The organism is Rahnella sp. CFA14(1/10), assembly GCF_004195095.1.
Lineage (GTDB): Bacteria > Pseudomonadota > Gammaproteobacteria > Enterobacterales > Enterobacteriaceae > Rahnella > Rahnella perminowiae.
This window is the reverse complement of the sequence record NZ_SEWS01000005.1, coordinates 56,071-81,687: the sequence shown is the minus strand read 5'-3', so window position 1 is coordinate 81,687 and position 25,617 is coordinate 56,071. Positions and strand designations below refer to the sequence as shown.

At 51.1% G+C, this 25,617-nt stretch carries 21 protein-coding genes and 1 other annotated feature; of the genes, 8 read left to right on the top strand and 13 right to left on the bottom strand.

The features are described 5' to 3' along the window. Window positions 1-31: 31 nt before the first annotated feature. Complete coding sequence (gene dnaK, locus EVX52_RS11310; RefSeq protein WP_129991300.1) at window positions 32-1,933, bottom strand: molecular chaperone DnaK; 1,902 nt, start codon at window positions 1,931-1,933, stop codon at window positions 32-34. A gap of 318 nt (window positions 1,934-2,251) precedes the next feature. Here dnaK and satP point away from each other — a divergent pair, with 318 nt between their 5' ends. Further along, window positions 2,252-2,851 (top strand): acetate uptake transporter, encoded by a 600-nt coding sequence (gene satP, locus EVX52_RS11305; RefSeq protein ID WP_129953250.1) that lies wholly within the window; start codon window positions 2,252-2,254, stop codon window positions 2,849-2,851. Between the two features lie 63 nt (window positions 2,852-2,914). On the opposite strand, the gene EVX52_RS11300 is transcribed toward satP, so the two are convergent. The 3 genes from EVX52_RS11300 to tal form a co-directional block, all read right to left on the bottom strand. Then, entirely contained in the window at window positions 2,915-4,237 is a 1,323-nt protein-coding gene (locus EVX52_RS11300) for an MFS transporter (RefSeq protein WP_129953251.1), read from the bottom strand. 142 nt (window positions 4,238-4,379) lie between these two features. Continuing rightward, window positions 4,380-4,967 (bottom strand): molybdopterin adenylyltransferase, encoded by a 588-nt coding sequence (mog, locus tag EVX52_RS11295; protein ID WP_129953252.1) that lies wholly within the window; start codon window positions 4,965-4,967, stop codon window positions 4,380-4,382. Window positions 4,968-5,092: 125 nt separating this feature from the next. Then, entirely contained in the window at window positions 5,093-6,046 is a 954-nt protein-coding gene (gene tal, locus EVX52_RS11290; protein ID WP_129991299.1) for a transaldolase, read from the bottom strand. A gap of 275 nt (window positions 6,047-6,321) precedes the next feature. On the opposite strand from tal, the gene EVX52_RS11285 reads away from it, so the two are divergent. Next, complete coding sequence (locus tag EVX52_RS11285) at window positions 6,322-7,749, top strand: sodium:alanine symporter family protein (RefSeq protein ID WP_129991298.1); 1,428 nt, start codon at window positions 6,322-6,324, stop codon at window positions 7,747-7,749. Window positions 7,750-7,861: 112 nt separating this feature from the next. After that, window positions 7,862-8,635 carry a peroxide stress protein YaaA gene (gene yaaA / locus EVX52_RS11280; RefSeq protein WP_129953255.1) on the top strand — a complete coding sequence of 258 codons (774 nt, stop codon included), beginning with the start codon at window positions 7,862-7,864 and terminating at the stop codon, window positions 8,633-8,635. Window positions 8,636-8,702: 67 nt separating this feature from the next. On the opposite strand, the gene thrC is transcribed toward yaaA, so the two are convergent. The 5 genes from thrC to EVX52_RS11255 all read right to left on the bottom strand — a co-directional run bounded on the left by thrC (window position 8,703) and on the right by EVX52_RS11255 (window position 14,467). Beyond that, complete coding sequence (gene thrC / locus EVX52_RS11275; protein WP_129953256.1) at window positions 8,703-9,992, bottom strand: threonine synthase; 1,290 nt, start codon at window positions 9,990-9,992, stop codon at window positions 8,703-8,705. 24 nt (window positions 9,993-10,016) lie between these two features. Then, window positions 10,017-10,946, bottom strand: coding sequence for a homoserine kinase (gene thrB / locus EVX52_RS11270; RefSeq protein WP_129953257.1), 930 nt, complete (start codon window positions 10,944-10,946; stop codon window positions 10,017-10,019). 1 nt (window position 10,947) lies between these two features. Beyond that, window positions 10,948-13,407 (bottom strand): bifunctional aspartate kinase/homoserine dehydrogenase I, encoded by a 2,460-nt coding sequence (thrA, locus tag EVX52_RS11265; RefSeq protein ID WP_129953258.1) that lies wholly within the window; start codon window positions 13,405-13,407, stop codon window positions 10,948-10,950. Between the two features lie 34 nt (window positions 13,408-13,441). Further along, window positions 13,442-13,558 (bottom strand) — a sequence feature (Thr leader region). After that, window positions 13,497-13,565 carry a thr operon leader peptide gene (thrL, locus tag EVX52_RS11260; protein WP_071823645.1) on the bottom strand — a complete coding sequence of 23 codons (69 nt, stop codon included), beginning with the start codon at window positions 13,563-13,565 and terminating at the stop codon, window positions 13,497-13,499. Its footprint overlaps the feature before it by 62 nt. A gap of 215 nt (window positions 13,566-13,780) precedes the next feature. After that, a complete protein-coding gene (locus tag EVX52_RS11255; RefSeq protein ID WP_129953259.1) occupies window positions 13,781-14,467 on the bottom strand; it encodes a tRNA/rRNA methyltransferase in 687 nt (228 codons plus the stop codon). A 665-nt stretch (window positions 14,468-15,132) separates the two neighbouring features. Between EVX52_RS11255 and arcA the strand changes: the two genes are divergently transcribed. Continuing rightward, window positions 15,133-15,849 (top strand): two-component system response regulator ArcA, encoded by a 717-nt coding sequence (arcA, locus tag EVX52_RS11250; RefSeq protein ID WP_013577079.1) that lies wholly within the window; start codon window positions 15,133-15,135, stop codon window positions 15,847-15,849. 91 nt (window positions 15,850-15,940) lie between these two features. Here arcA and creA read toward each other — a convergent pair whose 3' ends face one another. After that, window positions 15,941-16,423 carry a protein CreA gene (gene creA, locus EVX52_RS11245; RefSeq protein ID WP_129991297.1) on the bottom strand — a complete coding sequence of 161 codons (483 nt, stop codon included), beginning with the start codon at window positions 16,421-16,423 and terminating at the stop codon, window positions 15,941-15,943. Between the two features lie 208 nt (window positions 16,424-16,631). Between creA and robA the strand changes: the two genes are divergently transcribed. Further along, window positions 16,632-17,495: an MDR efflux pump AcrAB transcriptional activator RobA gene (robA, locus tag EVX52_RS11240; protein ID WP_129953261.1), complete on the top strand. Its 864-nt coding sequence runs from the start codon at window positions 16,632-16,634 to the stop codon at window positions 17,493-17,495. A 12-nt stretch (window positions 17,496-17,507) separates the two neighbouring features. Here robA and gpmB read toward each other — a convergent pair whose 3' ends face one another. Further along, window positions 17,508-18,155, bottom strand: a complete 648-nt coding sequence (gene gpmB / locus EVX52_RS11235; RefSeq protein ID WP_129953262.1) for a 2,3-diphosphoglycerate-dependent phosphoglycerate mutase GpmB — start codon at window positions 18,153-18,155, stop codon at window positions 17,508-17,510. 51 nt (window positions 18,156-18,206) lie between these two features. Between gpmB and yjjX the strand changes: the two genes are divergently transcribed. Next, entirely contained in the window at window positions 18,207-18,740 is a 534-nt protein-coding gene (yjjX, locus tag EVX52_RS11230; RefSeq protein WP_047609789.1) for an inosine/xanthosine triphosphatase, read from the top strand. Between the two features lie 22 nt (window positions 18,741-18,762). On the opposite strand, the gene trpR is transcribed toward yjjX, so the two are convergent. Together trpR and sltY are read right to left on the bottom strand one after the other, a co-directional pair. Beyond that, window positions 18,763-19,098, bottom strand: coding sequence for a trp operon repressor (gene trpR, locus EVX52_RS11225; protein WP_129953263.1), 336 nt, complete (start codon window positions 19,096-19,098; stop codon window positions 18,763-18,765). A gap of 56 nt (window positions 19,099-19,154) precedes the next feature. Continuing rightward, window positions 19,155-21,083 (bottom strand): murein transglycosylase, encoded by a 1,929-nt coding sequence (sltY, locus tag EVX52_RS11220; RefSeq protein WP_129991296.1) that lies wholly within the window; start codon window positions 21,081-21,083, stop codon window positions 19,155-19,157. Between the two features lie 583 nt (window positions 21,084-21,666). On the opposite strand from sltY, the gene EVX52_RS11215 reads away from it, so the two are divergent. After that, entirely contained in the window at window positions 21,667-24,405 is a 2,739-nt protein-coding gene (locus tag EVX52_RS11215; RefSeq protein ID WP_129991295.1) for a cation-transporting P-type ATPase, read from the top strand. A gap of 333 nt (window positions 24,406-24,738) precedes the next feature. Beyond that, complete coding sequence (gene rcsA / locus EVX52_RS11210; protein WP_129953266.1) at window positions 24,739-25,419, top strand: transcriptional regulator RcsA; 681 nt, start codon at window positions 24,739-24,741, stop codon at window positions 25,417-25,419. Window positions 25,420-25,617 lie beyond the last annotated feature (198 nt).

Genomic DNA, 25,617 nt, shown 5'->3' with positions numbered 1-25,617 from the left:
AAAGCTTCTTACTGTGCCCGCTTAAGGGCGATTATTTTTTGTCTTTAACTTCTTCGAATTCAGCGTCAACAACGTCATCATCTTTCTGCGCGCTGGTGTCGCCGCCTTCTGCCTGGCCTTGCTGCTGAGCCATTTCCATCAGTTTGCCGGAAACCTGTACCAGCGCCTGGATTTTCGCTTCGATATCAGCCTTATCTTCACCTTTAGCAGACACTTCCAGTGCTTTCAGGGCTTCTTCTACGGCAGTTTTGTCTTCAGCTGGCAGTTTGTCGCCCGCTTCTTCCAGTTGCTTACGGGTACCGTGGATCAGATGATCCGCCTGGTTGCGGGTCTGAACCAGTTCTTCAAACTTACGGTCAGATTCGGCATTGGCTTCAGCATCATTAACCATTTTCTGGATTTCTTCTTCGCTCAGACCAGAAGATGCCTTGATGGTGATCTTCTGCTCACGGCCGGTATTTTTGTCTTTCGCAGACACATGCAGGATACCGTCGGCATCAAGGTCGAAGGTGACTTCGATCTGAGCCTGACCGCGTGGTGCTGCCTGAATACCGTCCAGGTTGAATTGACCCAGAGATTTGTTATCACTTGCACGCTTACGTTCACCCTGCAACACATGGATGGTGACTGCAGACTGGTTGTCTTCCGCAGTAGAGAACACCTGGCTGTGTTTAGTCGGGATAGTGGTGTTTTTGGTAATAAGCGGAGTCATCACGCTGCCCATGGTCTCGATACCCAGAGACAACGGCGTTACATCCAGCAGCAGAACATCTTTCACATCACCTGCCAATACACCACCCTGAACCGCTGCACCGATTGCCACAGCTTCGTCCGGGTTCACGTCTTTACGTGGTTCTTTACCGAAGAAATCTGCAACTTTCTTCTGAACCATTGGCATACGGGTCTGACCACCCACCAGGATAACGTCCTGAATATCAGAAACTGACAGACCTGCGTCTTTCAGCGCCACTTTCAGTGGTTCGATAGAACGGTTAACCAGGTCTTCTACCAAAGATTCTAGTTTTGCACGGGTCACTTTGATGTTCATGTGTTTAGGACCTGTCGCATCAGCAGTGATGTACGGCAGGTTCACGTCAGTTTGCTGAGCAGAAGACAATTCAATCTTCGCTTTTTCAGCGGCTTCTTTCAGACGTTGCATCGCCAGTGGATCGTTACGCAGATCCATGCCTTGCTCTTTCTTAAATTCTTCAACCAGATAGTTGATCATACGGCTATCGAAGTCTTCACCACCAAGGTGAGTGTCACCGTTGGTCGCCAGTACTTCAAAGGTTTTTTCACCGTCAACTTCATCAATTTCGATAATAGAGATATCGAAAGTACCACCACCCAGGTCATATACCGCGATAGTACGGTTGCCGATTTCGCGATCCAGACCATACGCCAGTGCTGCAGCAGTCGGTTCGTTGATGATACGTTTGACTTCCAGACCTGCGATACGGCCGGCGTCTTTCGTTGCCTGACGCTGAGCATCGTTGAAGTAAGCAGGTACGGTGATAACAGCTTCAGTTACCGGTTCGCCCAGATAATCTTCAGCGGTTTTCTTCATTTTCTTCAACACTTCGGCAGAGATCTGCGGCGGTGCGATTCTTTGACCTTTAACGTCGATCCACGCATCACCATTGTCAGCGCTTACGATCTGGTAAGGCATGATGCCTTTATCACGTTGTACTTCTTCATCCTGGAAGCGACGGCCAATCAGGCGCTTGATCGCAAACAGGGTATTCTGCGGGTTAGTCACAGCCTGACGTTTAGCCGGAGAACCTACCAGAGTCTCGCCATCTGCCGCATAAGCGATGATGGAAGGAGTGGTGCGGTCGCCTTCAGCATTCTCCAGTACACGAGCAGTCGTGCCATCCATGATAGCTACACAAGAGTTGGTGGTGCCCAGGTCGATCCCAATAATTTTACCCATCTAAAACGTCTCCACTTAAATTCATATTCGTTCAGGTTGCTACTGTATATGTGGCCGATCTTTACGATTTCAACAGCCCCATTTAACGGATTTCCCGACGGTAACAACTGCGGTTGGGAATAAGATGGGGCCATGCCGCTCAGCATCAAGGGGCAAAGTGAAAAAAAATCTTCAATTGCTGTTACGCCAGATCAATGTTTGCTGACGCAACCCTCCTTATGATGCCGCGCGCTTCTACGATATGTGGGTTTTTTGCCCATTTCCCAAGCGTTTCTTCCCCCGATTATCAATTAATAATAATTCCGATACAGAGGATCTATGCACAGCAAAACGTTGGCAAATCCAGGCCCGCTCGGGCTGATGGGATTTGGTATGACCACAATCTTATTAAATTTACACAACGCAGGTTTTTTCCCTCTGACCGCAGTCATTGTCAGTATGGGGATTTTTTATGGTGGTTTGATTCAAATTCTTGCCGGGATGATGGAATTTAAAAAAGGGAATACGTTCGGTACCACCGCATTCACTTCTTATGGCGCGTTCTGGTTAAGCCTGGTCGGCATCTTAATGTTACCGCGCATGGGCATGGCCGATGCCAGTAGCGAAGCTTTCCTCGGCGCTTATCTCGGCATCTGGGGTGTGTTCACCTTATTCATGTTTTTTGGCACCCTGAAAGCAAATCGCGGTATACAGGTTGTTTTTGGCAGTCTGACGATTTTGTTCGCCCTGCTTTGCTATGGAAATATGACCGGGAATGCTGCTGTTCTGCATTTTGCTGGCTTTGAAGGCATCTTCTGCGGCGCCAGCGCGATTTATCTGGCGATGGCCGAAGTGCTGAACGAGCAATATGGCCGTACTGTTTTGCCAGTCGGTGAGCCAAAAAACCACGCTCCGCAAGTTGACGCTGTTGTGGCATAAGTGCCCTCAGCCACGCGCAAAAAGCCCTGCATTGCAGCAGGGCTTTTTAGACATAAAATCCAATCACTGGCCGGAAGCGGCACCCTCGGAAAATTTCGCTGTGCGGGTCGTTTCGCTGTCCAAATCACGGCTGAGATAAAGACCGGTCAGCAAGCCAATCGCCGACAAAGCCAGCACATACCAGGCGGGAGCCATCGGTGTCAGACGCATGAACAATGTGACAAAGACGGGCGTCAGACCACCGAAAATCGCGTAGGCCACATTGTATGAAAAAGAGATGCCGGTAAAACGGACTTCCGCCGGAAACGCCCGCACCATCACGTAAGGTACGGCGCCAACTACGCCCACGCTTAGCCCTGCCAGCGCATACATGCCCATCAGCACTGAGGCGTCTGCCGCGACCATGTGATAAAAAGCAGCGCTGCAAATCCCGAGGAACAGGCTGCCGAAGATAAAGGTTTTGCTGGCTCCGAGGCGATCAACAATGCTGCCCGAAATAATGCACCCGAACATCAGCGCCACGGTGGCCAGACAATTTGCCTGTAATGCCGCTGCCGCCGGAATGCCGAACTGCTTCTGCAACCAGGTGGGGGTCATCAGGATCACCACCACGATACCCGCTGATAACAGCCAGGTCATCAGCATTGATACCACGACTTCTTTTTTGTGATTGGCAATGACGGCTTTCAAAGGTAGTTCTTCCGCCAGCGCCTTACGCGTTTTCATTTCAATGAAGACAGGCGTTTCCTGTAACCAACGGCGCAGATACATCGCGATCAGACCAAAAACTCCGCCTATGAAGAACGGAATACGCCAGCCATACTGACTGATGGCGGCTGGTGTCATGCTGGTGTTCAGTAAAGTTGCCACCAGAGAACCCAGCAGGATCCCCAGCGTTAAACCGGCTGTGAGAGTGCCGCAAGCGAAACCGATGCGGTTACGTGGTACATGTTCGGCGACAAATACCCATGCGCCCGGCACTTCGCCGCCAATTGCTGCCCCTTGTAACAGGCGCATCAGTAACAGTAACAGCGGAGCCGCCATGCCAATCGAGGCGTATGTTGGCAACATCCCCATCGCCAGCGTGGGTAATGCCATCAGCAAAATGCTCAGACTGAACATGCGCTTACGGCCGACCAAATCCCCGAAGTGTGCCATGATAATGCCGCCCAGCGGACGCGCCAGATAACCGGCAGCAAAAATACCAAAGGTCTGAACCTGACGGAGCCAGTCGGGCATATTGGCCGGGAAGAAGAGATCGCCAATCACCGCAGCGAAAAAGACAAAAATGATAAAGTCGTAAAATTCCAGGGCGCCGCCCAGTGCAGCGAGGGAAAGCGTTTTGAAGTCCTGCCGGTTCAACCGGCGCGATTGTGCGTGTTGCATAGGATACCGTCAGACACCAGAGTGAAAAAATGGAAAGGTTTTTGCCACCTTTTGTAAAGTAATTATTACTATATCGGCAAATATTTTTCACACCAGTCGTGTCTGACGCTTAACATCGCTAAATTTCAAAAAGGAACGGTATTCAGTTTTTTGTATCGCGGCGGGCACTTTTCGGACGGAAAGCTGCTACCACCTCATCATGGGTTTCAATATAGGGCCCGTCGAGTAACTGGATACAATAAGGCACGCTGGCAAAAATGCCGGAAACTATCACTTTACCGTCCGCATCCTTCAGCCCTTCCAGCGTTTCCTGAATGGATTTCGGCTGGCCGGGTAAATTCAGGATCAACGCCTGTTTGCGAATCACCCCAACCTGACGCGATAAAATCGCCGTCGGCACGAAGTGCAGGCTGATCTGGCGCATCTGTTCGCCAAAGCCGGGCATTTCCCGGTCGGCCACAGCCAGGGTGGCATCCGGCGTGACATCACGACGCGCAGGCCCGGTTCCCCCGGTAGTCAGTACCAGATGACAACCGCTTTCATCGACCAGTTCGCTAATCGCCTGTTCAATCAGCGGCTGCTCGTCAGGGATCAGTTTTTTTTCCAGCTTAAAGGGCGTAATCAGCGCTTTTTGCAGCCATTCTTCCAGCGCCGGAATTCCTTTGTCCTGATAAACGCCGCTCGATGCGCGGTCCGATACTGATACCAGACCAATTCGTAATGTATCCATGCTATTTCTCCACAGCATTTTCTTCGTAGTCACAGCACTCAGTATATCGGTAACCGGCCAGTGGTTTTATCACAGCCATAAAAAAAGCGGCTGATTAGCCGCTTTATGCTGAAACAGAGCACTGATTACAGCAAATCAGAAATCATTTTTTCCAGTTTACCCTGATCGACTGCAAACTTACGGATACCGTCAGCCAGTTTGTCGATCGCCATTGGATCCTGGTTATGCTCCCAGTAGAACTGAGATTCAGTCAGTGGTGCAGGGCGTGGCTTGGTTTCACCGGAGAAGGACAGTTTGCGCTCCAGCGGGCCTTCGCTTTCTGCCAGTTCTTTCAGCAGCGTAGGGGCGATGGTCAGGCGGTCACAGCCTGCCAGTTCGATGATTTCGCCAATGTTACGGAAGCTTGCACCCATCACGACAGTTTCATAGCCGTGTTGTTTGTAGTATTCGTAGATTTCGGTCACCGACACGACGCCCGGATCTTCATGCGGTGCGAACTCTTTTTTGTCACCGTTGGCTTTGTACCAGTCAAGGATACGGCCAACGAACGGAGAAATCAGGAAGACCCCCGCTTCAGCACAAGCACGCGCCTGAGCGAAGGAGAACAGCAGCGTCAGGTTACAGTTGATGCCTTCTTTTTCCAGTTTCTCAGCAGCGCGGATGCCCTGCCAGGTCGAAGCCAGTTTGATCAGGATACGGTCATTGCTGATACCCGCATCATTGTAGAGTTTGATCAGGCGTTTGGCTTTGGCCACGCTTGCATCAGTATCGTATGACAGACGTGCATCAACTTCTGTTGAAATACGGCCCGGAACCAGTTTCAGGATTTCCAGACCGATGTTCACTGCCAGTTTGTCAGCGGCATCAGTAATCTGCTGGTCATGATCGCTGCTCTGGTCACGTGCCCAGGCGATAGCTTCGTCGATCAGTTTACGGTATTCAGGGATTTGGGCAGCGCTGAGGATCAGAGACGGGTTAGTGGTCGCATCTTGCGGCTGGTACAACTTCATTGCCGCGATATCTCCGGTGTCAGCTACAACCTGAGTCATTTGGCGTAGGGAAGTCAGTTTATCGGTCATTTTGGCATATCTCATCGTTTGGACGTTTTCGTATAGACATTTTCATGCCTTGCCTTTGGCTGATGATAACATGCAAAAAGCCAGGCGCAAGGCGCATATCACGGCATGCTCGGCTACGAGCATCACGTGATTTTTCACCTTCCAAAACACGCAAAGTCAGTCAAAATGCCTATGTCACCCATTCGATAAAAAAGGTATGTTAGCCACCCAAAGTGGTCATTGCCCGCAAGCAAACAAATAAAAACGATGAAGGGCGAATCAACCAAGGACAATTCATGAACGACCTGCTGGATTTTTTCGACACAATTCTCTGGAGTTCGATCCTGATTTACCTGCTGTGCGGCACCGGCATTTACCTCACGTTCCGGCTTGGCTTTATTCAGTTCCGTCATTTTGGCCACCTTTTCTCCTCCACACTTTATAAACAAAAACACACCGCGAGAGGTATTTCCCCGTGGCAGTCGCTGTGTCTGAGCCTTGCATCGCGTATTGGTACCGGCAATCTCACCGGTGTCGCCATCGCCATTACGCTGGGCGGCCCCGGCGCAATCTTCTGGATGTGGATAATTGCGGTTTTCAACATGGCGACGGCAATGATAGAAAACACGCTGGCGCAGGTTTACAAAGGCAATGCAGCTCAGGGGAAATTTCGTGGTGGTCCGGCGGATTACATGGAAAAAGGGTTGGGAATGCGCTGGATGGGTGTCCTGTTTTCTTCACTGATGGTGATTTCCTGTGGCTTTATTTTCAGTGCCTTACAGGCTAATTCCATTGCGCAGGCCTCTTTTCACCTTCTGCATATACCGGCACTGGTCACCGCCTGCATTTTATCCGCACTGATCGCAATACTGATCTTCGGCGGTATACGGGCAATAACCGGGCTTACAAAATGGCTGATGCCGATGATGGCCTTCGCGTATCTGTTGCTGGCCATCTGGGTCATTGGTCATCAAGTTGAAAGATTGCCCCAGGTGCTGGTGCTGGTATTCAAAAGCGCCTTTGGCATACAGCAGGCGGCATCCGGCGCACTGGCATATGGCATAACACAGGCCATCACACAGGGAATGCAGCGCGGCGCTTTTGCCAGCGAGGCCGGTGTCGGTTCTTCGCCCAATGCAGCGGCGATGGCCGGCGTCAGCCATCCGGCCATGGCGGGATTCAGTCAGATGTTTGCAGTCTTTATCGATACCATGGTGATTTGTACTGCCACTGCGCTGATCATCCTGACGTCAGGAACCCTTGATCAACCTGACGCTGCAACCGGTATCCGGCTGATACAACAATCGATTATGCCGGTGACCGGAAGCTGGAGCCATGTGGTTCTGGCCATACTGATCTTCTCTTTTGCATTTACGTCGATTGCCGGAAACTATGCCTATGCCGAAAACAATCTGAATTTTTTTCACCGTTCTTCACCCCTGAAATTAATGATTTTCAGGTTACTGGTCATCGCCATGGTGTTCTGCGGATGTCTGCTGGAAATTCAGTTGTTATGGAAGCTGGCTGATATCTTTATGGCATTGATGGCAATACTCAATCTCACCGCATTGCTGCTGCTCTCGGGAATTGCGGTCAGCGTGGTGAAAGATTATGAACGTCAGCGACGTATGGGGAAAATACCGGTGTTTAATCCTGACCATTACCCTGAATTACGCGGCCAGATCCAGCCTGGTGTCTGGGATAAAAAAATGCCTCCGCGCTGACGTTGTCTGCTTTTACCTATCGATATCATGCCTCCATCGCCGTGGCTTTTTTGCTACAGTGAGGCCACAAAGATTCCTGAATGTGAACCGTCACTGACCAACGGACGAGACTATGTTAACCATTATTTCACCTGCCAAAACGCTCGATTACGAAAGCCCGCTTGCGACAACGCGCTACACTCAACCGGAGTTGCTGGATAAATCCAGCCAGCTGATCACCGTGGCACGTAAAATGTCCCCGGCGCAAATCTCTTCACTGATGGGGATCAGCGATAAACTGGCCCATCTCAACGCAGAACGTTTCAATGACTGGCAGCCGGATTTCACACCGGAAAATGCGCGTCAGGCTTTGCTGGCCTTTAAAGGTGATGTTTATACGGGCCTGCAGGCAGAAGATTTCAGTGAGAAAGATTTTGATTTTGCTCAGAAACATCTGCGGATGTTGTCCGGCTTATATGGCCTGCTGCGCCCGCTGGATCTGATGATGCCTTACCGGCTGGAAATGGGTATCCGGCTGGAAAACCCACAGGGCGCTAATCTGTACGCCTTCTGGGGAGATTTACTGACTGAAAAACTCAACCACTTACTCAGCGAACAAAAAAGCCAGGTGCTGGTGAATCTGGCATCCGATGAATACTTCAAAGCCGTGAAACCTAAACTGCTGGATGGCGAAATTATCAAGCCGGTATTCCTCGACGAGAAAAACGGCAAATATAAAGTCATCAGCTTCTATGCCAAAAAAGCGCGCGGCCTGATGAGCCGGTTTATCATCAAAGAACGCCTTGATAAGCCGAAACAGCTTCAGGATTTCAATCTGGAAGGTTACGGGTTTGATGAATCACGTTCGCAAGGTAATGAACTGGTCTTTACCCGCCCAGAACGTTGATCCTTTTGATCTGCCTATATAAAAAAGCCCTCGCGGAGAGGGCTTTTACATGTCAGAAGCAGGCTATTTATTCAGGTAATGCCATCAGGAATGCGCGCATTTCGCTGAAATCAGCCGGCAGATTGTGCGACAACAATGGCAGGTCAGCGCGATCCGCCAGTTCTTTCGGCAAACCGATATCCTGATCCAGGATCGCTTCCACGCTTTCCTTGAATTTTGCCGGATGCGCCGTCCCGATGAACAGGCCAAATTCACCCGGCTGCAGCTGATCGCGCAGTACGCGGTAAGCAATTGCCGCGTGAGGTTCCGAGATATAACCGATATTGGCCAGCTCGCGCATCGCATCTTCGGTGGTGTCATCGCTGACTGTGCCAAAACCCAGATCTTTCAGTTGCCAGGTTTTACGACGATACAGCTCTTCCACGCGCGGCCAGTTGTTGGGCTGGCTGACATCCATCGCGTTCGACAGCGTCGCAACGGTTTTCTTCGGTTCCCATTCACCGTTAGACAGAAAACGCGGCACTGTGTCATTGGCGTTGGTCGCAGCGATAAAGCGTTTCACCGGCAGGCCGAGAGATTTCGCCAGCAAACCGGCTGTCAGATCACCAAAGTTACCGCTTGGCACGGAAACCACCAACTGATTGCGCGCTTCCTGAGGCAGTTGGGCAACGGCTTCAAAGTAATAACAAATCTGTGCCAGCAGACGGCTGATGTTGATAGAGTTCGCCGAATTCAGTTTCAGCGCAAATTTCAGCTCTTCATCATCAAATGCCTGTTTCACCAGCGCCTGACAGGCATCAAAGTCACCGTCGATGGCGACGGTATGAATGTTGCCACCGAGGGTGCAGAACAGTTTTTCCTGCAACGGACTGATTTTGCCGCGCGGGTACAGAATCACCACACGCACATTTTTCAGGCCGTGGAAGGCATGCGCCACTGCCGCACCGGTATCACCGGACGTCGCAGTCAGAATGGTCACCGGCTGATCGCCCGATACCTGAGTCAGGATTTGCGCCATAAAGCGGCCGCCGAAATCTTTAAAAGCCAGGGTCGGGCCGTGGAAAAGTTCCAGACAGGCAATGTCTTCTTCCACGTTGACGACAGGTGCCGGGAAAGCAAACGCGTTTTTCACACGCTGATATAATTCTTCTTCCGGAATTTCATCGCCGATGAAAGCAGAAAGAATGCGGCTACTGCGGGTGACGAAATCCAGTTCCAGCAAACGGTCGATTTCCGTCAGTTCAAACTCCGGCAGTTCCAGCGGAAAGAATAATCCCTGCTGTTTTCCAAGGCCTTGTTTGACGGCCTGAGCAAAGCTGACCTGCTCGTTATGATCCTTCAGGTTGTACAGTTTCATTAGTTATCCCAATAAATTATCGAGTTATCCCAATACCCGCGCGCCCGCGGTATCAAGACGACAAATATGAACAAAGCCTTCGTCATTTTGCAGATAATGCGTCTGCAACCAGTCAGCCATACGTTTCGCTGTCGCGCTGTCATTGCACACCGCAAACAGCGTCGGGCCTGAGCCGGAAATCCCGCAAGCCAGCGCACCAATTTCTTCTGAGGCGCTGCGCGCCTGGGCAAAACCTGGCAGCAGACGGGTACGGTAAGGCTCAGCAATCACATCTTTCATCAGCTTTGCAGCCAGTGCGGGTTGCTGAGTGTGACAGGCATGGATAAAGCCCGCCAGATAACGTCCGTGGCTGATGCAATCCTGACGACGATACTGCGCGGGTAAAATGGCACGCGCTTCGGCCGTTGAAACTTTGATGCCCGGATACGCCATCACCCACAGCCAGTCGTCAAAACCTGGCACAGGCTGGCTGATGATATCGAGTTCTTCCAGCATCAGCTGAATGCCGCCTAAATAGCATGGCGCGACATTATCGAAATGCACGCTACCGGAAATACGCCCTTCAAGCTCACCCATCAGCAACAGCATCTGGTTTTCATTAAGCGGCTTACCACAAAACTCGTTCATCGCCATCAGACCGGCAACCACAGAACAGGCGCTGGAACCCAGACCTGAGCCGATCGGCATGTTTTTTTCCAGCGTCATCGCCACCGGCACTTGCTTGCCGATTTCCTGACAGAAACGCTGCCAGCACTGATAAACAATGTTGTCTTCCATACGATCCGGCAGTTTAGACACAAACTTGCCTTCGTTTTTCAGACTGAAGACGGTGGCTGGCTCAACGGAAACACAGTCCCCCAGCAGCGTGCCATCCACAGGAGAAACGGCCGCGCCCAACACATCGAAGCCTACGCTGACGTTCCCGATTGAAGCCGGGGCATACACCTTAACCATATTAAACTCCTAACTTCCATGACAGCGTTCTCAAAAGATCGGCAAACACACCTGCCGCCGTCACATCATTACCCGCACCGTAGCCACGCAGAACTAACGGCAACGGCTGATAATAGCGGCTGTAAAACGCCAGCGCATTCTCCCCATTTTTTACTTTATAAAGCGGGTCATTGCCATCGACAGCATCGATTTTTACTTTGCACTGCCCGTCTTCGATAGCACCAACATAGCGCAATACTTTACCTGCGGCGGTGGCCTGCGCAACACGCTGCGCAAATTCGGCATCCAGTTCCGGCAGTCGCGCCACAAATTCATTCACATTGCCTTCTGAATTGAAGGACGGTGGTAAAACAGATTCCACATCGATATCCGTCAGTTCCAGTTTGTAACCGGCTTCACGCGCCAGAATCAGCAACTTACGGGCGACGTCCATACCGGAAAGATCGTCGCGCGGATCCGGTTCGGTATAGCCCATATCCCGCGCCTGCAAGGTCGCAGCAGACAATGACATGCCTTCATCCAGTTTGCCGAAGATATATGACAGCGAGCCGGATAAAATACCGGTGAAACGCACCAGCTCATCCCCTGCGTTCAGCAGGTTTTGCAGGTTTTCAATTACCGGCAAACCTGCGCCGACATTGGTGTCGTAGAGAAATTTACGGCGTGAACCATCCGCCGCCTTACGCAACTGATAGTAATAATTCATTGATGAGGTATTGGCTTTTTTATTCGGCGTTACAACGTGGAAGCCGTCAGCCAGGAAATCGGCGTACTGATCAGCCACTTCCTGACTGGAAGTGCAGTCCACAATCACCGGATTCAGCAGGTGGTACTCTTTCACCAGACGGATCAGACGGCCAAGATTCAGCGACTCTTTCGCTGCACCCAGCTCATCACGCCAGGTTTCCAGCGCAATACCGTGCACGTTGGTCAGCAATGCGCGGGAGTTAGCGATACCGCAAACACGCAGATCGATGTGTTTGGTTTTCAGCCACGCCTGCTGACGGCGGATCTGTTCAATCAACGCCCCGCCCACACCGCCGACGCCGATCAGGAAAACTTCAATGACCTGATCTGTGTTGAACAGCATCTGGTGACTGACCCGTACGCCGGTGGTCGCATCGTCGTTATTGACCACAACGGAGATGGAGCGCTCGGAAGAACCCTGGGCGATGGCCACGATATTGATATTAGCGCGCGCCAGTGCCGAGAAGAATTTCGCCGAGATGCCGCGCAGGGTACGCATGCCGTCACCGACTACCGAAATGACCGCCAGTTTTTCCATCACATCCAGCGGCTCAAGCAGACCGTCTTTCAGCTCGAGATAAAACTCATCTTCCAGCGCTTTACGGGCGCGCTCCAGCTCGCTCTGCGGCACACAGAAGCTGATGCTGTATTCGGAAGAAGACTGGGTGATCAGCACCACGGAAATACCCGAACGGGACATCACCGCAAACACGCGTGCTGCCATGCCGATCATCCCTTTCATCCCCGGACCGGAAACGTTGATCATTGCCATGTTGTTGAGATTGGTGATGCCTTTCACCGGTGTATTATCATCCAGGCTTTCGCTGCCAATCAGAGTGCCCGGTGCCTGGGGGTTGGTGGTGTTTTTAATCAGGCAGGGGATCTGGAACTGAGCAATGGGTAAGATGGTACGCGGGTGAAGCACTTTCGCACCAAAGTACGACAGCTCCATCGCTTCCTGATAAGACATTGATTTCAGTAAGCGGGCATCCGGGACAGTGCGCGGGTCACAGGTATACACACCGTCAACATCTGTCCAGATTTCACAGCAGTCAGCGCGTAAACAGGCGGCCAGCACGGCAGCTGAATAATCGGAACCGTTACGTCCCAGCACCACCAGCTCGCCCTGCTCGTTACCGGCAGTGAAACCGGCCATCAGCACGATATGACCGGCTGGAATAGCGCTGGCGGCGATACGGCGGGTGGATTCATTGATGTCCACGGTTGATTCGAGGTAATGCCCCTGAGCGAGCAGTTTTTCGACCGGGTTAATGACGGTGACGCCAAAGCCTTTGGCAACAAACACTGCTTCCATAATGGCGATTGAGAGCTTCTCGCCACGACAAATGATGGAGGCATTTACGCTGTCCGGGCATTGTCCCAGCAGCGTAATACCGTGCATCAACTGTTTAAGCTGAGCGAATTCCTGATCGACAAACGCTTTCACTTTCGGCAAATCAAAGCCCGGCTGCACTGCCGCCAGACCGGTGATCAGCTGACCAAAAATGTTTTCCGCATCACTCATGATGGTCTGAATGTCCTGCCCTGCGACAGTCCGTTCAATCATAGCGACCAGATAGTTGGTGATTTTGGCAGGCGCGGATAATACCGTCGCGACCTGTCCCTGACGCGCATTGCTTTCCATAATTTCCGCAACCCGCATGAAGCGTTCTGCGTTTGCTACCGAGGTCCCGCCAAATTTCAACACTCGCATTTCTGGTTCTCTCCTGAAGCTCTCGTTTAAATGTAAAAAAAAAGCCCGCACTGGTTAGGTGCGGGCTTTTTTTCTTTTTCCTGTACGCGTCAGCCCGCCCCGTTACCTGTGGTATCGGTGGTGGTAATAATTGTTGTGTTCAGGCTGATGATTCGCATTTTTATTTTCTGTCTGTCTTTGGTTTGTACTCTGTCTGCCTCTATTAGCTAAAGCATAAGGCACAATAAGTCAATTTTTTTCTGTTTTCGTCCGGTTAATCACGGACAGAATCAAATGGATAATTCTCTGCCTTTAAATCCATTTCCAGTGTGATCGATAACTCTGTTCTCGTTGCACCGGATATAGAACTGTAGCGGCAAGGATTCACCTCACATCATTGGGTCAGCTTTTTTTCGATGTCATGCAGCAATGTATGCAACATTGCCGCATCGCGCTGTTGCAAAAGACCGAGGCGCTGATGCAGCCAGTCGGACAATTTCTGGTCATCTTCTGCCCCGACATTTTCCAGTAAACGTCCGACCCGCGCACGCAATGCCGATAACTGTCCGGCTTCGGCATGTGCTGGTTTCACGGACGTTATCTGATTCAGCGAAGAGAGCTGATAACAGAACACCATGACTGCCTGCCCCAGATTCAGCGAAGGATAATCCGCTACCATCGGTACGCCGGTCAGCACGTCAGCCAGTTCCAGTTCTTCATTGGTCAGCCCGGAATCCTCACGGCCAAACACCAACGCGGCATGATTCACCCACTGGCTTTTCTCTTCAAGCTGCCCCTGTAATTCCTGAGGTGTACAGTAATAGTGAAATTTGGCCCGGCTGCGGGCCGTCGTCGCCACCGTAAAATCGATGTCGGCCAGCGCTTCTGCCAGCGTGCTGAAATGCAGCGCATTTTGCAGGATTTCCTGCGAGCCATGCGCCACCCAGCCGGCTTCAGGCTGCAGATGTGCGCCACTGTCTACAATACGCAAGGAAGCAAAGCCCATGGTTTTCATTGCGCGGGCTGCCGCACCGACATTTTCCGGGCGGGCCGGTGACACTAAAATAATATGAAGTTGCATATCACGCCTTTGTAGGAAGAGAGAACAATTTGTCGCCTGTATTTCAGCGATGAAATTTTACCCTGTTTCAGATCTATTCATCGTTTATATTCTTCACAAGAACTTAACAGCCGACTTGATATATTCCTTTATTTTATCGGAAAAGCTTAATCGACAGGTAAAAAAGCGGCTGGTCAGGATAAGCATACGAAGTTAAAAAATTAGTCATTATTTTTCATATGGATATATAATAAGGATACATACAGATTTTGCATTTATCTTTGTTTCTTCATCATTTGCTGAATCGTGTACAATAAAGGGCGAAATGTGACTCAAGCGTGCATTCTTGTAAGTGTTTTTCACTGTTCTGTTACCGTGCTACAATTGAACTTGATATATGTCAACAAACCGTAATTTTGTTGGGTGGTAATTTCGGCACTGGCTGTTATATTGCTGTTAATAGGGTTAGGATATGCGCCGCTTTAGGACCCCGTGGAACTGCAGAAAGTGGAATCCCTGACCGAGCTTGCGATGTTGTTGCCGTTGATGGAAATTGCATCGAGAACGCGTTTACGTACTTTAGTCATGTAACGAGTGAGATGGCCAATAAGGCATCAAAATTCATTGGGATAACAAGGACTTCTGTACTCCTATTTTCTATTTGTTGGCAATCTTAGGTAGCAATCATGCAGACCCCTCACATTCTGATCGTCGAAGACGAGTTAGTGACACGTAATACGTTAAAGAGCATTTTTGAAGCAGAAGGCTACATGGTTCATGAAGCCAATGATGGCGCTGAAATGCACCACATTCTCTCCGAAAATGACATCAATCTGGTTATCATGGACATCAACCTGCCAGGCAAAAATGGCCTGCTGCTGGCACGCGAACTGCGCGAACAAGCCAGCGTTGCTTTGATGTTCCTGACCGGCCGCGACAACGAAGTAGATAAAATTTTGGGTCTGGAAATCGGCGCTGATGACTACATCACCAAGCCATTCAACCCGCGTGAACTGACCATCCGCGCACGCAATCTGCTGTCCCGTACGATGAACCTGGGTACTACCGGTGAAGAACGTCGTCTGGTTGAAAGCTACAAATTCAATGGCTGGGAACTCGATATTAACAGCCGTTCACTGATTAGCCCGCAGGGCGAACAGTACAAATTACCGCGCAGTGAATTCCGCGCCATGCTGCATTTCTGTGAAAACCCAGGCAAAATCCAGACCCGTGGCGACTTGCTGAAGAAAATGACCGGCCGCGAGCTGAAACCTCATGACCGTACTGTTGACGTGACGATCCGCCGCATTCGTAAGCATTTCGAAGCAACGCCGGATACGCCGGAAATCATCGCCACCATCCATGGTGAAGGCTACCGTTTCTGCGGTGACCTGGAAGACTGATACAGAAGGTTGCCAACCGCTCTGTAGTCAATGTGATAAAACGTTAAAGGCCAGCGAAAGCTGGCCTTTTGATTGGGATCCCCACTGAAACTCAGGGTTCAGTGTGTCCCCACGGAATGATCGGCACCGCACTGAGTGCGTTTTTCGGTGACCCGTCCACGACTTTATCGGAATAGCTCAGGTAGATAAGCGCATTGCGTTTGTCATCATAAAAACGCACAACCTGAAGCTTTTTAAACACCAGAGAAGTCCGTTTCTGGAAAACCACGGTGCCTTTGTCTTTCCCCTGCTTAATCTTATCGCTGAGATCAATAGGTCCTACCTGCTGGCAGGAAATCGCCGCATCGGACGTATCTTCGGCCAGACCGAGTCCGCCCTTAATTCCGCCGGTTTTGGCACGACTGATATAACAAGTTACATTTTTAATATCAGGATCATCAAAGGCCTCAACCACAATTTTATGGTCCGGACCGAATAACTTGAAGACTGTATCCACCGATCCTACTTGCTCTGCGTGTGCTGCTCCGGAACAAAAAACAAACATCCCAAACACAAAAATCCAACATTTATTCATTAAGTTACTCCACATCATTAGCATGACGTTGTTTTCTAAAGAAACCCTAATCAGAAAGCGTGCATTCACACTTTTTGAAGGAAATACTCTGTAACACCTGTGAATAGCACAGATAGCCAAAAAATTCTTAAGAAGTCTTATCGGGAAAAAGTTGCTATTATGCCGCCCATCATTCTGTGCATCTATCTTAGTTCAACGAGGACGATCTATGGATCAAGCAGGAATCATTCGTGACCTTCTTAGCTGGTTAGAAACCCATTTAGACCAGCCCTTGTCACTCGACAACGTCGCAGCCAAGGCCGGCTATTCCAAGTGGCACCTGCAGCGCATGTTTAAAGACGTCACTAATAATGCCATTGGCGCTTATATTCGTGCCCGCCGTCTGTCGAAAGCGGCTGTTGCTTTGCGCCTCACCAGTCGCCCGATTTTAGATATCGCCCTTCAGTACCGTTTTGACTCTCAACAAACGTTTACCCGGGCTTTCAAAAAACAGTTCGCACAGACGCCAGCACTGTATCGTCGTGCTGAAGACTGGCATTCATTTGGTATTTGCCCGCCTATCCGCCTGGGTGCATTCACACTGCCGCAACCCGAATATATCTCCCTGCCGGAACAGCATCTGATCGGCATGACGCAAAGCTATTCATGTACGCTGGAGCAAATCACCACGTACCGCAACGAGATGCGTCGACATTTCTGGCGTCAATATATTGGCGAAGCGAAAACGCTGCCACCTATTCTTTATGGCCTGCACCATTCTCGTCCAAGCCAGGAGAAAGATGATGAGCAGGAAGTCTTGTACACAACAGCGCTGGAAGCTCAGCACCTGCCTGAAAACGTTGAAGGTCAGCCGATTGTGTTACAGCACGGTGAATATGCCATGTTCCACTACGATGGCACACCGGAGCATCTGCAGGAGTTTATTCTGACGTTGTACAGCACCTGTCTGCCAACGTTGAAACTGACTCGCAGAAAGGGACAGGATATCGAACGCTTTTACACCAATGGCCGTGATCCAGGCACCGAGCCAACTGAAATACGGTGTGATTACCTGATCCCAATCCGCCGCTAACGCCTCCCGGCGTTAGCGTTGCAACTCGTCTAGCGCGGGCAGATCAAGATGTGATACATCGCCCGCCGTTTCCACAATCCAGCCATTTGCCAGCCATGCGCTTTGCTGATGATCGACACGCGACAATGAACAGTTACGCAGACGCAGGCGACGTTCCGCATACGCCGGCAATCCGAGGATCGTACTGATCAGACAGCCCAGCGCAATACCGTGGCTGACCAGCAGCGGCTTGCTTCCCGCCGGTAAATCCAGACAGCTGTCAAGCGCGGCACGCATACGCACGGCCAGTTCAGTCATCGTTTCACCTTCGGGGATACGCCCTTTTGGTGAACCATCGACCATTTGCTTACGCCATGTTTCTTCCTGCTCCGTCAGGCCATCCAGAATACGTTCTTCCAGCACGCCCATATGCAGTTCGCGCAAACGGGGCTCCTCGATCACTTCACACCCACAGGCATCAGCAATAATCTGCGCCGTGTGGCGGGTTCGTCCTAAATCACTGGTGATAACGTGAGTGATCCCTTCATTACGTACGCGCTGAGCAACCTGACGGGCCTGATAAAGACCTTTGGCCGTCAGCGGACTGTCTGACTGCCCCTGAATACGGCGGGCGGCGTTCCATTCTGTTTCGCCATGACGGACGAGATATACCTGTAACATGAGTGTTTTCCGTTATACTGCGTGAAATTTGCTAAAGGATGCTAAAACTCTATGTATCATGTTGTCGCTGCAACCACTAACCCGGCAAAAATCAAAGCGATCGCCATGGCTTTTGAAGATATTTTCGGCGCTGAGGCATTTCGCATTGAAGGTGTTGACGTCGACAGTGGCGTACCCAATCAACCTATCGGCAGTAATGAAACCCGGACCGGAGCGCGCCATCGTGTTATCGGCGCACGTCAGGTTCGTCCCGAAGCTGACTTCTGGGTCGGCGTAGAAGCGGGTATCGAAGACAATATGACCTTCGCCTGGATGGTCATTGAGAATATGCACCAGCGCGGCGAATCACGTTCAGCCAGTTTAATGTTACCTGAAATCATTTTACAGGGGATTAACCAGGGCAGCGAACTGGGAGATGAAATGGAAAAACTGACGGGCATTGCAGAAGTGAAGCGTAAAGGCGGCGCCATCGGCATTTTTACCGCCGGAAAACTGACACGTACCAGCGTTTATCATCAGGCGCTGGTGCTGGCTTTAGCACCTTTCCATAATCCGGTTTATCAAACCCGCGCACAGACCCATTGAATTTAAGATTGATACGGGCGCTTTAGTCGCCCGTTTTGTCTTCAAGCAGTTGCCCGCTCAACCAATCCTTTAGCGCTGACGGTGCCGTTTTTAACCCATTCGATCCCCGGGTTATCGTGGCGATACCGGCGCCCAGCTGGCTTTTCAGCTCACGCTGACTCATCTCCCCCCGCATCAGCTCCTGAATTATACGTACCCGCGTTCCCAGCGCGGCGCGCTCGTCGGGTGTCAGAAGCAGTTGCAGCAGATCCTGATGCAGATTTTCAGCAAAAGATTGCTGTAGCAGTGCCAGAAAGCACTGCCAGTCCTCATTACCTTGTTGGGAAAGAGCAGGGTCAGTGATGGATCGTTGAGTCATGAGCGAGCTGCCATACTATTAAACTAGTACAGCAGCTTATCATAAACACTTCGGGATCAGTAACGCCTCTGCCATTCGGCATCCGTCAAAATCTTTGCCGGTTGATGTAAAAAATAGCGATAAAACGCATCATATGCCAACACATTTTTAACATACCGGCGAGTTTCAGAGAAAGGGATACTCTCAATGAACGCGACCGAATCCACCCTGCCCGCGCTGTTGCCCAGCCAGGTATTCACACGGGAAGGCCCGGCGTTATAAGCGGCGCTGGATAAAATACGGTTGCGGCCAAACATCTGATAGACATATTCCAGATAGCGGGTACCAATCGTGATATTCATTTGCGGATCCAGCAACTGTGCCGGATTGCTGTAACCCTGCAGGCCAAACATGTCCACAGTATGTTGCGCGGTGGCAGGCATCACCTGCATCAGACCGGCGGCTCCCACCGGTGAACGGGCTTTCGGATTCCACGCACTTTCCTGACGGGCAATCGCCATCGCGTAGCTTTGTGTGATGCCTTTGTCGTTGGTGGCCTGACGGAATTCATCCGGCCACGCCAGCGGGAAACGCTCTTCCAGATAATCCCACAGCTTGCCGGTAATGGTCGCCTGTACACTGAGATCGGGCCATTTCTGCTCGAAAGCGTAACGTGCCAGTGCCGACTGCTGAGATTCAGGGCGGCTGCTGACCAGATAGCTCCACTCGGTCCGCGCCAGGTTGTCCATCTGCCAGTACATCAGCTCACGGACGCGGGCAACTTCCGGCAATTTAGCAATACTGGCATCCGGTTTTACCGCGACAGAAATTTGCATCGGATAAGCCACATTGAGCTTCTGTGCTGCGGCCATCGGATAGAATCCGCGTCCCTTCATTAAGGTGCGCAGCATGGCCTCACCCTGCGAGCGCTGACCGTTATCGATCATGACTGACGCACGCCAGTATTGCCATTCATCTTCCTGAAGCGCATCCGATGGCAGACGATCCAGCCACTGCCTCAGCCCCTGACGATCGCCGGCGGCCAGCGCCATACGAATGCGACGCTCCACCAGTGTGGTGGAATGGCTGCGCAGAATGACGTTATCGCGCCATGCAGCCTGTTCCGGTGTGGCGTCGCTGCCCATATAGCGCCAGGCGACGGCTTCTTCCAGATCCAGACGTTCACTGTCACTCATCTTTTGCAGACGCGCGAGAACCGGGATCATCGAACGGGCATTTTCAGCATCATCACGGGCGATACGCGCAAACGTAACGCTGGTGGCATTACGGGTAAAATCAGTCGGCCCGACGCTGCGCGCAAAACTTTCAAGAGTATTCGGGTTATTTTGCAAATCCAGCAGCGCATCGCGCATAGTCTGATAATCCGGCGGTAATTGCTTTGCCAGGAAGTTCACCAGATTAGTATTGCCGGTTTTCATCGCCAGACCGATGCGTTGTAGCGTGGTCAGTGCGGTCTGGTTACCTGCGCCCTGCCAGACGGAAAACAGCTTATCGCAGGTGTTCGGCAATGAAGTGCCGGTAAGCCAGATATCTTTTGCGCCATCAAAGGCCGTTTTCTGATCGCCGGTGGCCCATTTGGCATAATAGTAGTTACAGCGGGCGGCAACCGGTTTCGGCGGCTGCGGGCTGAAAGACAACAAACTGTTCCAGTCCTGACGGCGCGCCAGTTCGTTTACAAAACGTGCTGGCAGGGAACGCGCCGGAGGCAACGTCGGATTAGCCTTCACAAAGGCATTCACCTGCGCCGGAGTCGCATCGCCCAGCTCCTGCGTCAGTTGCCGGTATTCCAGATAAGGATAAAGGGGATAATCTTTCAGCGTTGGCATCAGCTCACTGACAACATCCATCTGATTATTATCCCACGCCTGTTTAATCTGCATATAGTGCTGGCGTTGCGCGTCCAGCGAGTCAGCTTTCGCCACGCCCGATACTGTTATCAGCAACACACTCATCGCCAGAGAGTGCCATTTGTCCACCTTGACCATACTTACCTTTATCCTCACGGGTTGTGCCGAACTGTTTTGCATTCTGTAGACAGCCACTACGCTAATCGATTCATTTTTAAAATTGAAGCGATGCAGGAACAGCATCACAAACTTTACACAGTGTGGTGCAAGCGACGGAGAGTTACCAGACAGCGGCAGATCTATTTTCTGTCACAGAATATCAGGCGGGAATAATTTCTCACCATAGGATATCCGTAATTAATTAGCAGGTATTATCCTGTAAAACCCCAATAGATAGCACCCTTACAGTTTCAAATTAAATAAACGCACTGACAAAACTAAGATTTACTTACCGTAATTTACGCAGGTATTTAATTTTTAAACAAACCCTAAATAAAAGGTAATTAATACCGAAAATCTAATCCTCTTACCTGCTTGTTTTTAAATATAAAAATTATTAACAGCCATGCAAAAAAACTATTTATTGGCTCAGATCAAATTTATCCGCAGATAATTAATTATGATCGCACCCTATGTAAAATTGATTTTTTGATATTCGCTATTTCTTCTTATGAAAGTGAAATATGAATATCGGCTCAGCTCATCGCTTATGGAAAAGTAAATGACTCACTCAACTTCATCAGTAAAAACTAATGCCAGCCCTTCTTCTTCTGCCGCGACGGAAAACACAAACTGGTATCAGATTAGTGGTAACGACGCCATGCAGCGTCTGGGAACCGGCGAGAATGGCCTGACCCGGCATGATGCCAGCGAACGCCTGAAAGAGTACGGCCCCAATGCCCTGCCGGAAAAAGCGGCTAAAAGCGCCCTGATGCGTTTTCTGGCGCACTTCAATGATGTCCTGATTTATATCCTGCTTGCGGCGGCTATTGTGACAGGTGCCATGGGGCACTGGGTCGATACGCTGGTCATTCTGGGCGTAGCCGTCATCAATGCGCTGATTGGTTTTTTGCAGGAAAACAGCGCTGAAAAATCCCTGAAAAGCATTCAGAATATGCTGTCAAGTCAGGCAGTTGTCATGCGTGACGGCCAGATACAAACCATCAACGCTGATCAACTGGTGCCTGGCGATATCGTACAGTTGCGCCCCGGTGACAAGATCCCGGCGGACTTGCGTATCATCAGTGCGCATAACCTGCAGGTCGAAGAAGCCATTCTGACGGGCGAATCCACCGTAGTGGTCAAAAACGCACAGGTCATTGACGATGAAGTCATGATCGGCGACCGCCATAACCTGTTGTTCTCCGGCACCATGATCAGTGGCGGTACCGCAACCGGTGTGGTCTGTGCCACTGGTAAAGACACAGAACTGGGTCACATCAACCAAATGATGTCGTCGATCACGCCACAGCGCACCCCGCTGCTGCAGCAAATCGACAAACTGGGCAAAGGCATTTTCGCCCTGATTTTGCTGATGATGGCATTCCTGTTTATTTTCGCCTTCATTCTGCGCGACATGCCGCTGGGCGAACTGTTGCTGTCGCTGATTAGCCTGGCCGTGGCCTCCGTGCCGGAAGGTTTACCGGCCATCATTTCCATCATCCTTTCTCTCGGTGTGCAAACGATGGCACGTAATCACGCCATTATCCGTAAGCTGCCAACGGTCGAAACACTCGGTTCTATGACAGTAATTTGCTCGGATAAAACCGGCACGCTGACCATGAATGAAATGACCGTGAAAGCCGTCATTCTGGCAGACCGCGCTTATCAGGTAGAAGGCGAAAGCTATCAGCCTAAAGGCCGGATTACTGACACGCAAAGCCGCAAGCAGATCGATGTTATCAATACACCTGTACTTAACACTTTCATCACCGCGGTAGATTTATGTAATGACAGCCAATTACTGCAGGACGATAAAGGCCACTGGGGCATAACCGGCGGCCCGACGTCCGGCGCACTGAAAGTGCTGGCGGCTAAATCAAACCTGAATACCGGTAAAGTCGAACCACTGGATAAAATTCCGTTCGATTCTAAACATAAATACATGTCCACCCTGCAACGTATCAATGGCAAAACCCGGTTGTTTGTGACCGGCGCACCGGACGTTCTGTTCTCCTTAGCCTCGCTTGAACTGACCGAAAACGGCGTGCAGCCTTTCCGCCGCGAATACTGGGAAGAAGAGATGGCGCGCTACGCCCGCCAGGGCCTGCGTATGGTTGCTGCGGCACTGAAAGATGAGCCGGAAATCGACGGTGACCTGAACCACAGTCATTTGCAACAGGGCCTGATTTTTGCCGGTATCGCCGGCATGATGGATCCGCCGCGCCCTGAAGCGATTGACGCGATTGCTCAGTGTCAGCAGGCCGGGATCCGCGTGAAGATGATCACCGGTGACCACCAGGAAACCGCGATGGCCATTGGCAAAATGCTGGGGATCGGCAACAGCGCAGACGCGATCACCGGTTACCAGCTCGAACATATGGACGATGCTGAACTGGCTGTGGCCGCCAGCCAGTACGATATTTTCGCCCGTACCAGCCCTGAGCATAAATTACGCCTGGTCAAGGCATTACAGGATAGCGGCGAAGTCGTCGGCATGACCGGCGACGGGGTCAACGATGCACCCGCGCTGAAACAGGCTGACGTCGGCATTGCCATGGGCATTAAAGGCACCGAAGTGACCAAAGAAGCCGCTGATATGGTACTGACCGATGATAACTTCGCGACCATCGCCAGCGCCGTCAGAGAAGGTCGTCGCGTTTACGACAACCTGAAGAAAACCATTCTGTTTATCCTGCCGACCAACCTCGCGCAGGGGCTGCTGATTATCCTGGCGATTCTGGCCGGTGCGGTCATTCCGCTGACGCCGGTTCAGATCTTATGGATGAACATGGCGACATCGACCACGCTGTCCTTCGGTCTGGCCTTTGAGCCGGGCGAGAAAAGCATGATGACCCGCCGCCCGCGCGCACCGGGTCAGCACGTACTCGATCTGCATGCTGTCTGGCGTATTGCCTTCGTGGGCATTCTGATTGCCTGCAGTGCGTTCGTGCTGGAAGCCTGGATGCAACCGCGCGGTTACAGCAGCGATTTGATCCGCACCGTACTGCTGCAGACACTGGTCACCGCGCAGTGGGTGTATATGTTTAACTGCCGCGTGATGGATCGTTTCCCGCTGACGCGTGAAGTGTTTGTTAATAAAGGCTTGTGGGTAGTTTCCGCTGTCCTGCTGCTCCTGCAACTGGCGCTGATTTATCTGCCGGTCATGAACCAGCTGTTCGGCACCGTACCGATGCCGCTGAAATTCTGGGGCATCACGCTGGTAGTCGGCGCGATGATCTTCGTGATTGTCGAAATCGAAAAATGGCTGGTTAACCGCTTCATTCGCCAGAAAGCTTGATGATTTATCCGGATGCCGGGTTACCTTTTGTAGCCCGGCGTTTTACGATAAAAAATGTCATCATTCTGAAACTTTAATATTTTCCGCGCTCAATTCGTCTCAAAGATCTCACAAAACGTCCCAATGCCCGTTTTGCTGATTTACATCAATCCTTTACCGCCTTATTACTCTCGCCAGGGTATCCCTTTTCACAGCAAACGAATATTGCCGGCAACCATCAATTTTTACGGCAGTTTTTACAGGAATGCCCCATCGCTGTAGGACCAGTTTTATAAAAAACGAGCTCTCTGGCTGCTTTGCAGCCGAACAGAAGCCAACAAACAGGTGAACACAATGTCATCGATGATTGTAGACAGATGCTATTACACGCAGCTGGCATTGCATTCGTTATTGCAATTAAACGGACAACAGCAGAAAGACATTCTTTCGCTTAAGGATATCGACGAACTGCACGCGACATGCCATTCCCTGACGCCTGAAATCATCTTTGTGAATGAAGATTGCTTTACGTCTGATGCTCAGTCAGGCCACACCCTGCGGGATATGATAGACGCGCATCCCGGTACGCTGTTCTTTGTTTTCATTTCCAAAGAAAACCTGAATTATCAGAGCTATGTGCCGATCCGTAAAAACATCATTATTTTGTCCAAATCCATCCGGACAACCACCATTTATCAGCTGATTGCCCGTAACCTGCTGCTGTCACGCCCGGCAGAAGCGGAACAATTGTTGGATCTCACACCGGTCAGCCTGAGCCGGACTGAATCCAGTATTCTGAAAATGTGGATGTCAGGGCTGAACACCGAAAATATTTCCCAGCACCTGAATATCAAACAAAAAACGGTGGCGTCGCATAAAGGCAATATCAAGCGCAAAGTAAAAACGCAAAATAAACAGGCCATTTATCATGTTGTTAAACTCACCGATATTCTGACAACCGGGATGTTTGTCGGTCGCAACCGGCCACTGCGCCCGTCAGGCGAACCGGATGAATTCAACATTCCGTTTGGCTAATCTCTCCGCCACCTGCTACCCGCCGGCAACATTCTTGCCTTACTGTGAACCTGATGGTTGGGAACCCGGCTGAAACACGCTAAACTTCGCAGTCGGAACCCTTATCAGTCATGCCGCAGTCAGGCGGGGCTGACTTTAATTTGCCGCAGCGCCTGCCCTTCGCAGACAGCGCGCGGCCCGCAGAGAAAGAGGCTCAAA

Bases quoted from the DNA above. Each gene is read 5' to 3' on its own strand.
- EVX52_RS11285 (WP_129991298.1), top strand. From the start codon at position 6,322: ATGAACGACCTGCTGGATTTTTTCGACACAATTCTCTGGAGTTCGATC.
- arcA (WP_013577079.1), top strand. From the start codon at position 15,133: ATGCAGACCCCTCACATTCTGATCGTCGAAGACGAGTTAGTGACACGT.
- satP (WP_129953250.1), top strand. From the start codon at position 2,252: ATGCACAGCAAAACGTTGGCAAATCCAGGCCCGCTCGGGCTGATGGGA.
- robA (WP_129953261.1), top strand. From the start codon at position 16,632: ATGGATCAAGCAGGAATCATTCGTGACCTTCTTAGCTGGTTAGAAACC.
- EVX52_RS11300 (WP_129953251.1), bottom strand. From the start codon at position 4,237: ATGCAACACGCACAATCGCGCCGGTTGAACCGGCAGGACTTCAAAACG.
- thrC (WP_129953256.1), bottom strand. From the start codon at position 9,992: ATGAAACTGTACAACCTGAAGGATCATAACGAGCAGGTCAGCTTTGCT.
- dnaK (WP_129991300.1), bottom strand. From the start codon at position 1,933: ATGGGTAAAATTATTGGGATCGACCTGGGCACCACCAACTCTTGTGTA.
- EVX52_RS11215 (WP_129991295.1), top strand. From the start codon at position 21,667: ATGACTCACTCAACTTCATCAGTAAAAACTAATGCCAGCCCTTCTTCT.
- yjjX (WP_047609789.1), top strand. From the start codon at position 18,207: ATGTATCATGTTGTCGCTGCAACCACTAACCCGGCAAAAATCAAAGCG.
- thrA (WP_129953258.1), bottom strand. From the start codon at position 13,407: ATGCGAGTGTTGAAATTTGGCGGGACCTCGGTAGCAAACGCAGAACGC.
- gpmB (WP_129953262.1), bottom strand. From the start codon at position 18,155: ATGTTACAGGTATATCTCGTCCGTCATGGCGAAACAGAATGGAACGCC.
- tal (WP_129991299.1), bottom strand. From the start codon at position 6,046: ATGACCGATAAACTGACTTCCCTACGCCAAATGACTCAGGTTGTAGCT.
- trpR (WP_129953263.1), bottom strand. From the start codon at position 19,098: ATGACTCAACGATCCATCACTGACCCTGCTCTTTCCCAACAAGGTAAT.
- thrB (WP_129953257.1), bottom strand. From the start codon at position 10,946: ATGGTTAAGGTGTATGCCCCGGCTTCAATCGGGAACGTCAGCGTAGGC.
- sltY (WP_129991296.1), bottom strand. From the start codon at position 21,083: ATGGTCAAGGTGGACAAATGGCACTCTCTGGCGATGAGTGTGTTGCTG.
- EVX52_RS11255 (WP_129953259.1), bottom strand. From the start codon at position 14,467: ATGCAACTTCATATTATTTTAGTGTCACCGGCCCGCCCGGAAAATGTC.
- creA (WP_129991297.1), bottom strand. From the start codon at position 16,423: ATGAATAAATGTTGGATTTTTGTGTTTGGGATGTTTGTTTTTTGTTCC.
- yaaA (WP_129953255.1), top strand. From the start codon at position 7,862: ATGTTAACCATTATTTCACCTGCCAAAACGCTCGATTACGAAAGCCCG.
- rcsA (WP_129953266.1), top strand. From the start codon at position 24,739: ATGTCATCGATGATTGTAGACAGATGCTATTACACGCAGCTGGCATTG.
- mog (WP_129953252.1), bottom strand. From the start codon at position 4,967: ATGGATACATTACGAATTGGTCTGGTATCAGTATCGGACCGCGCATCG.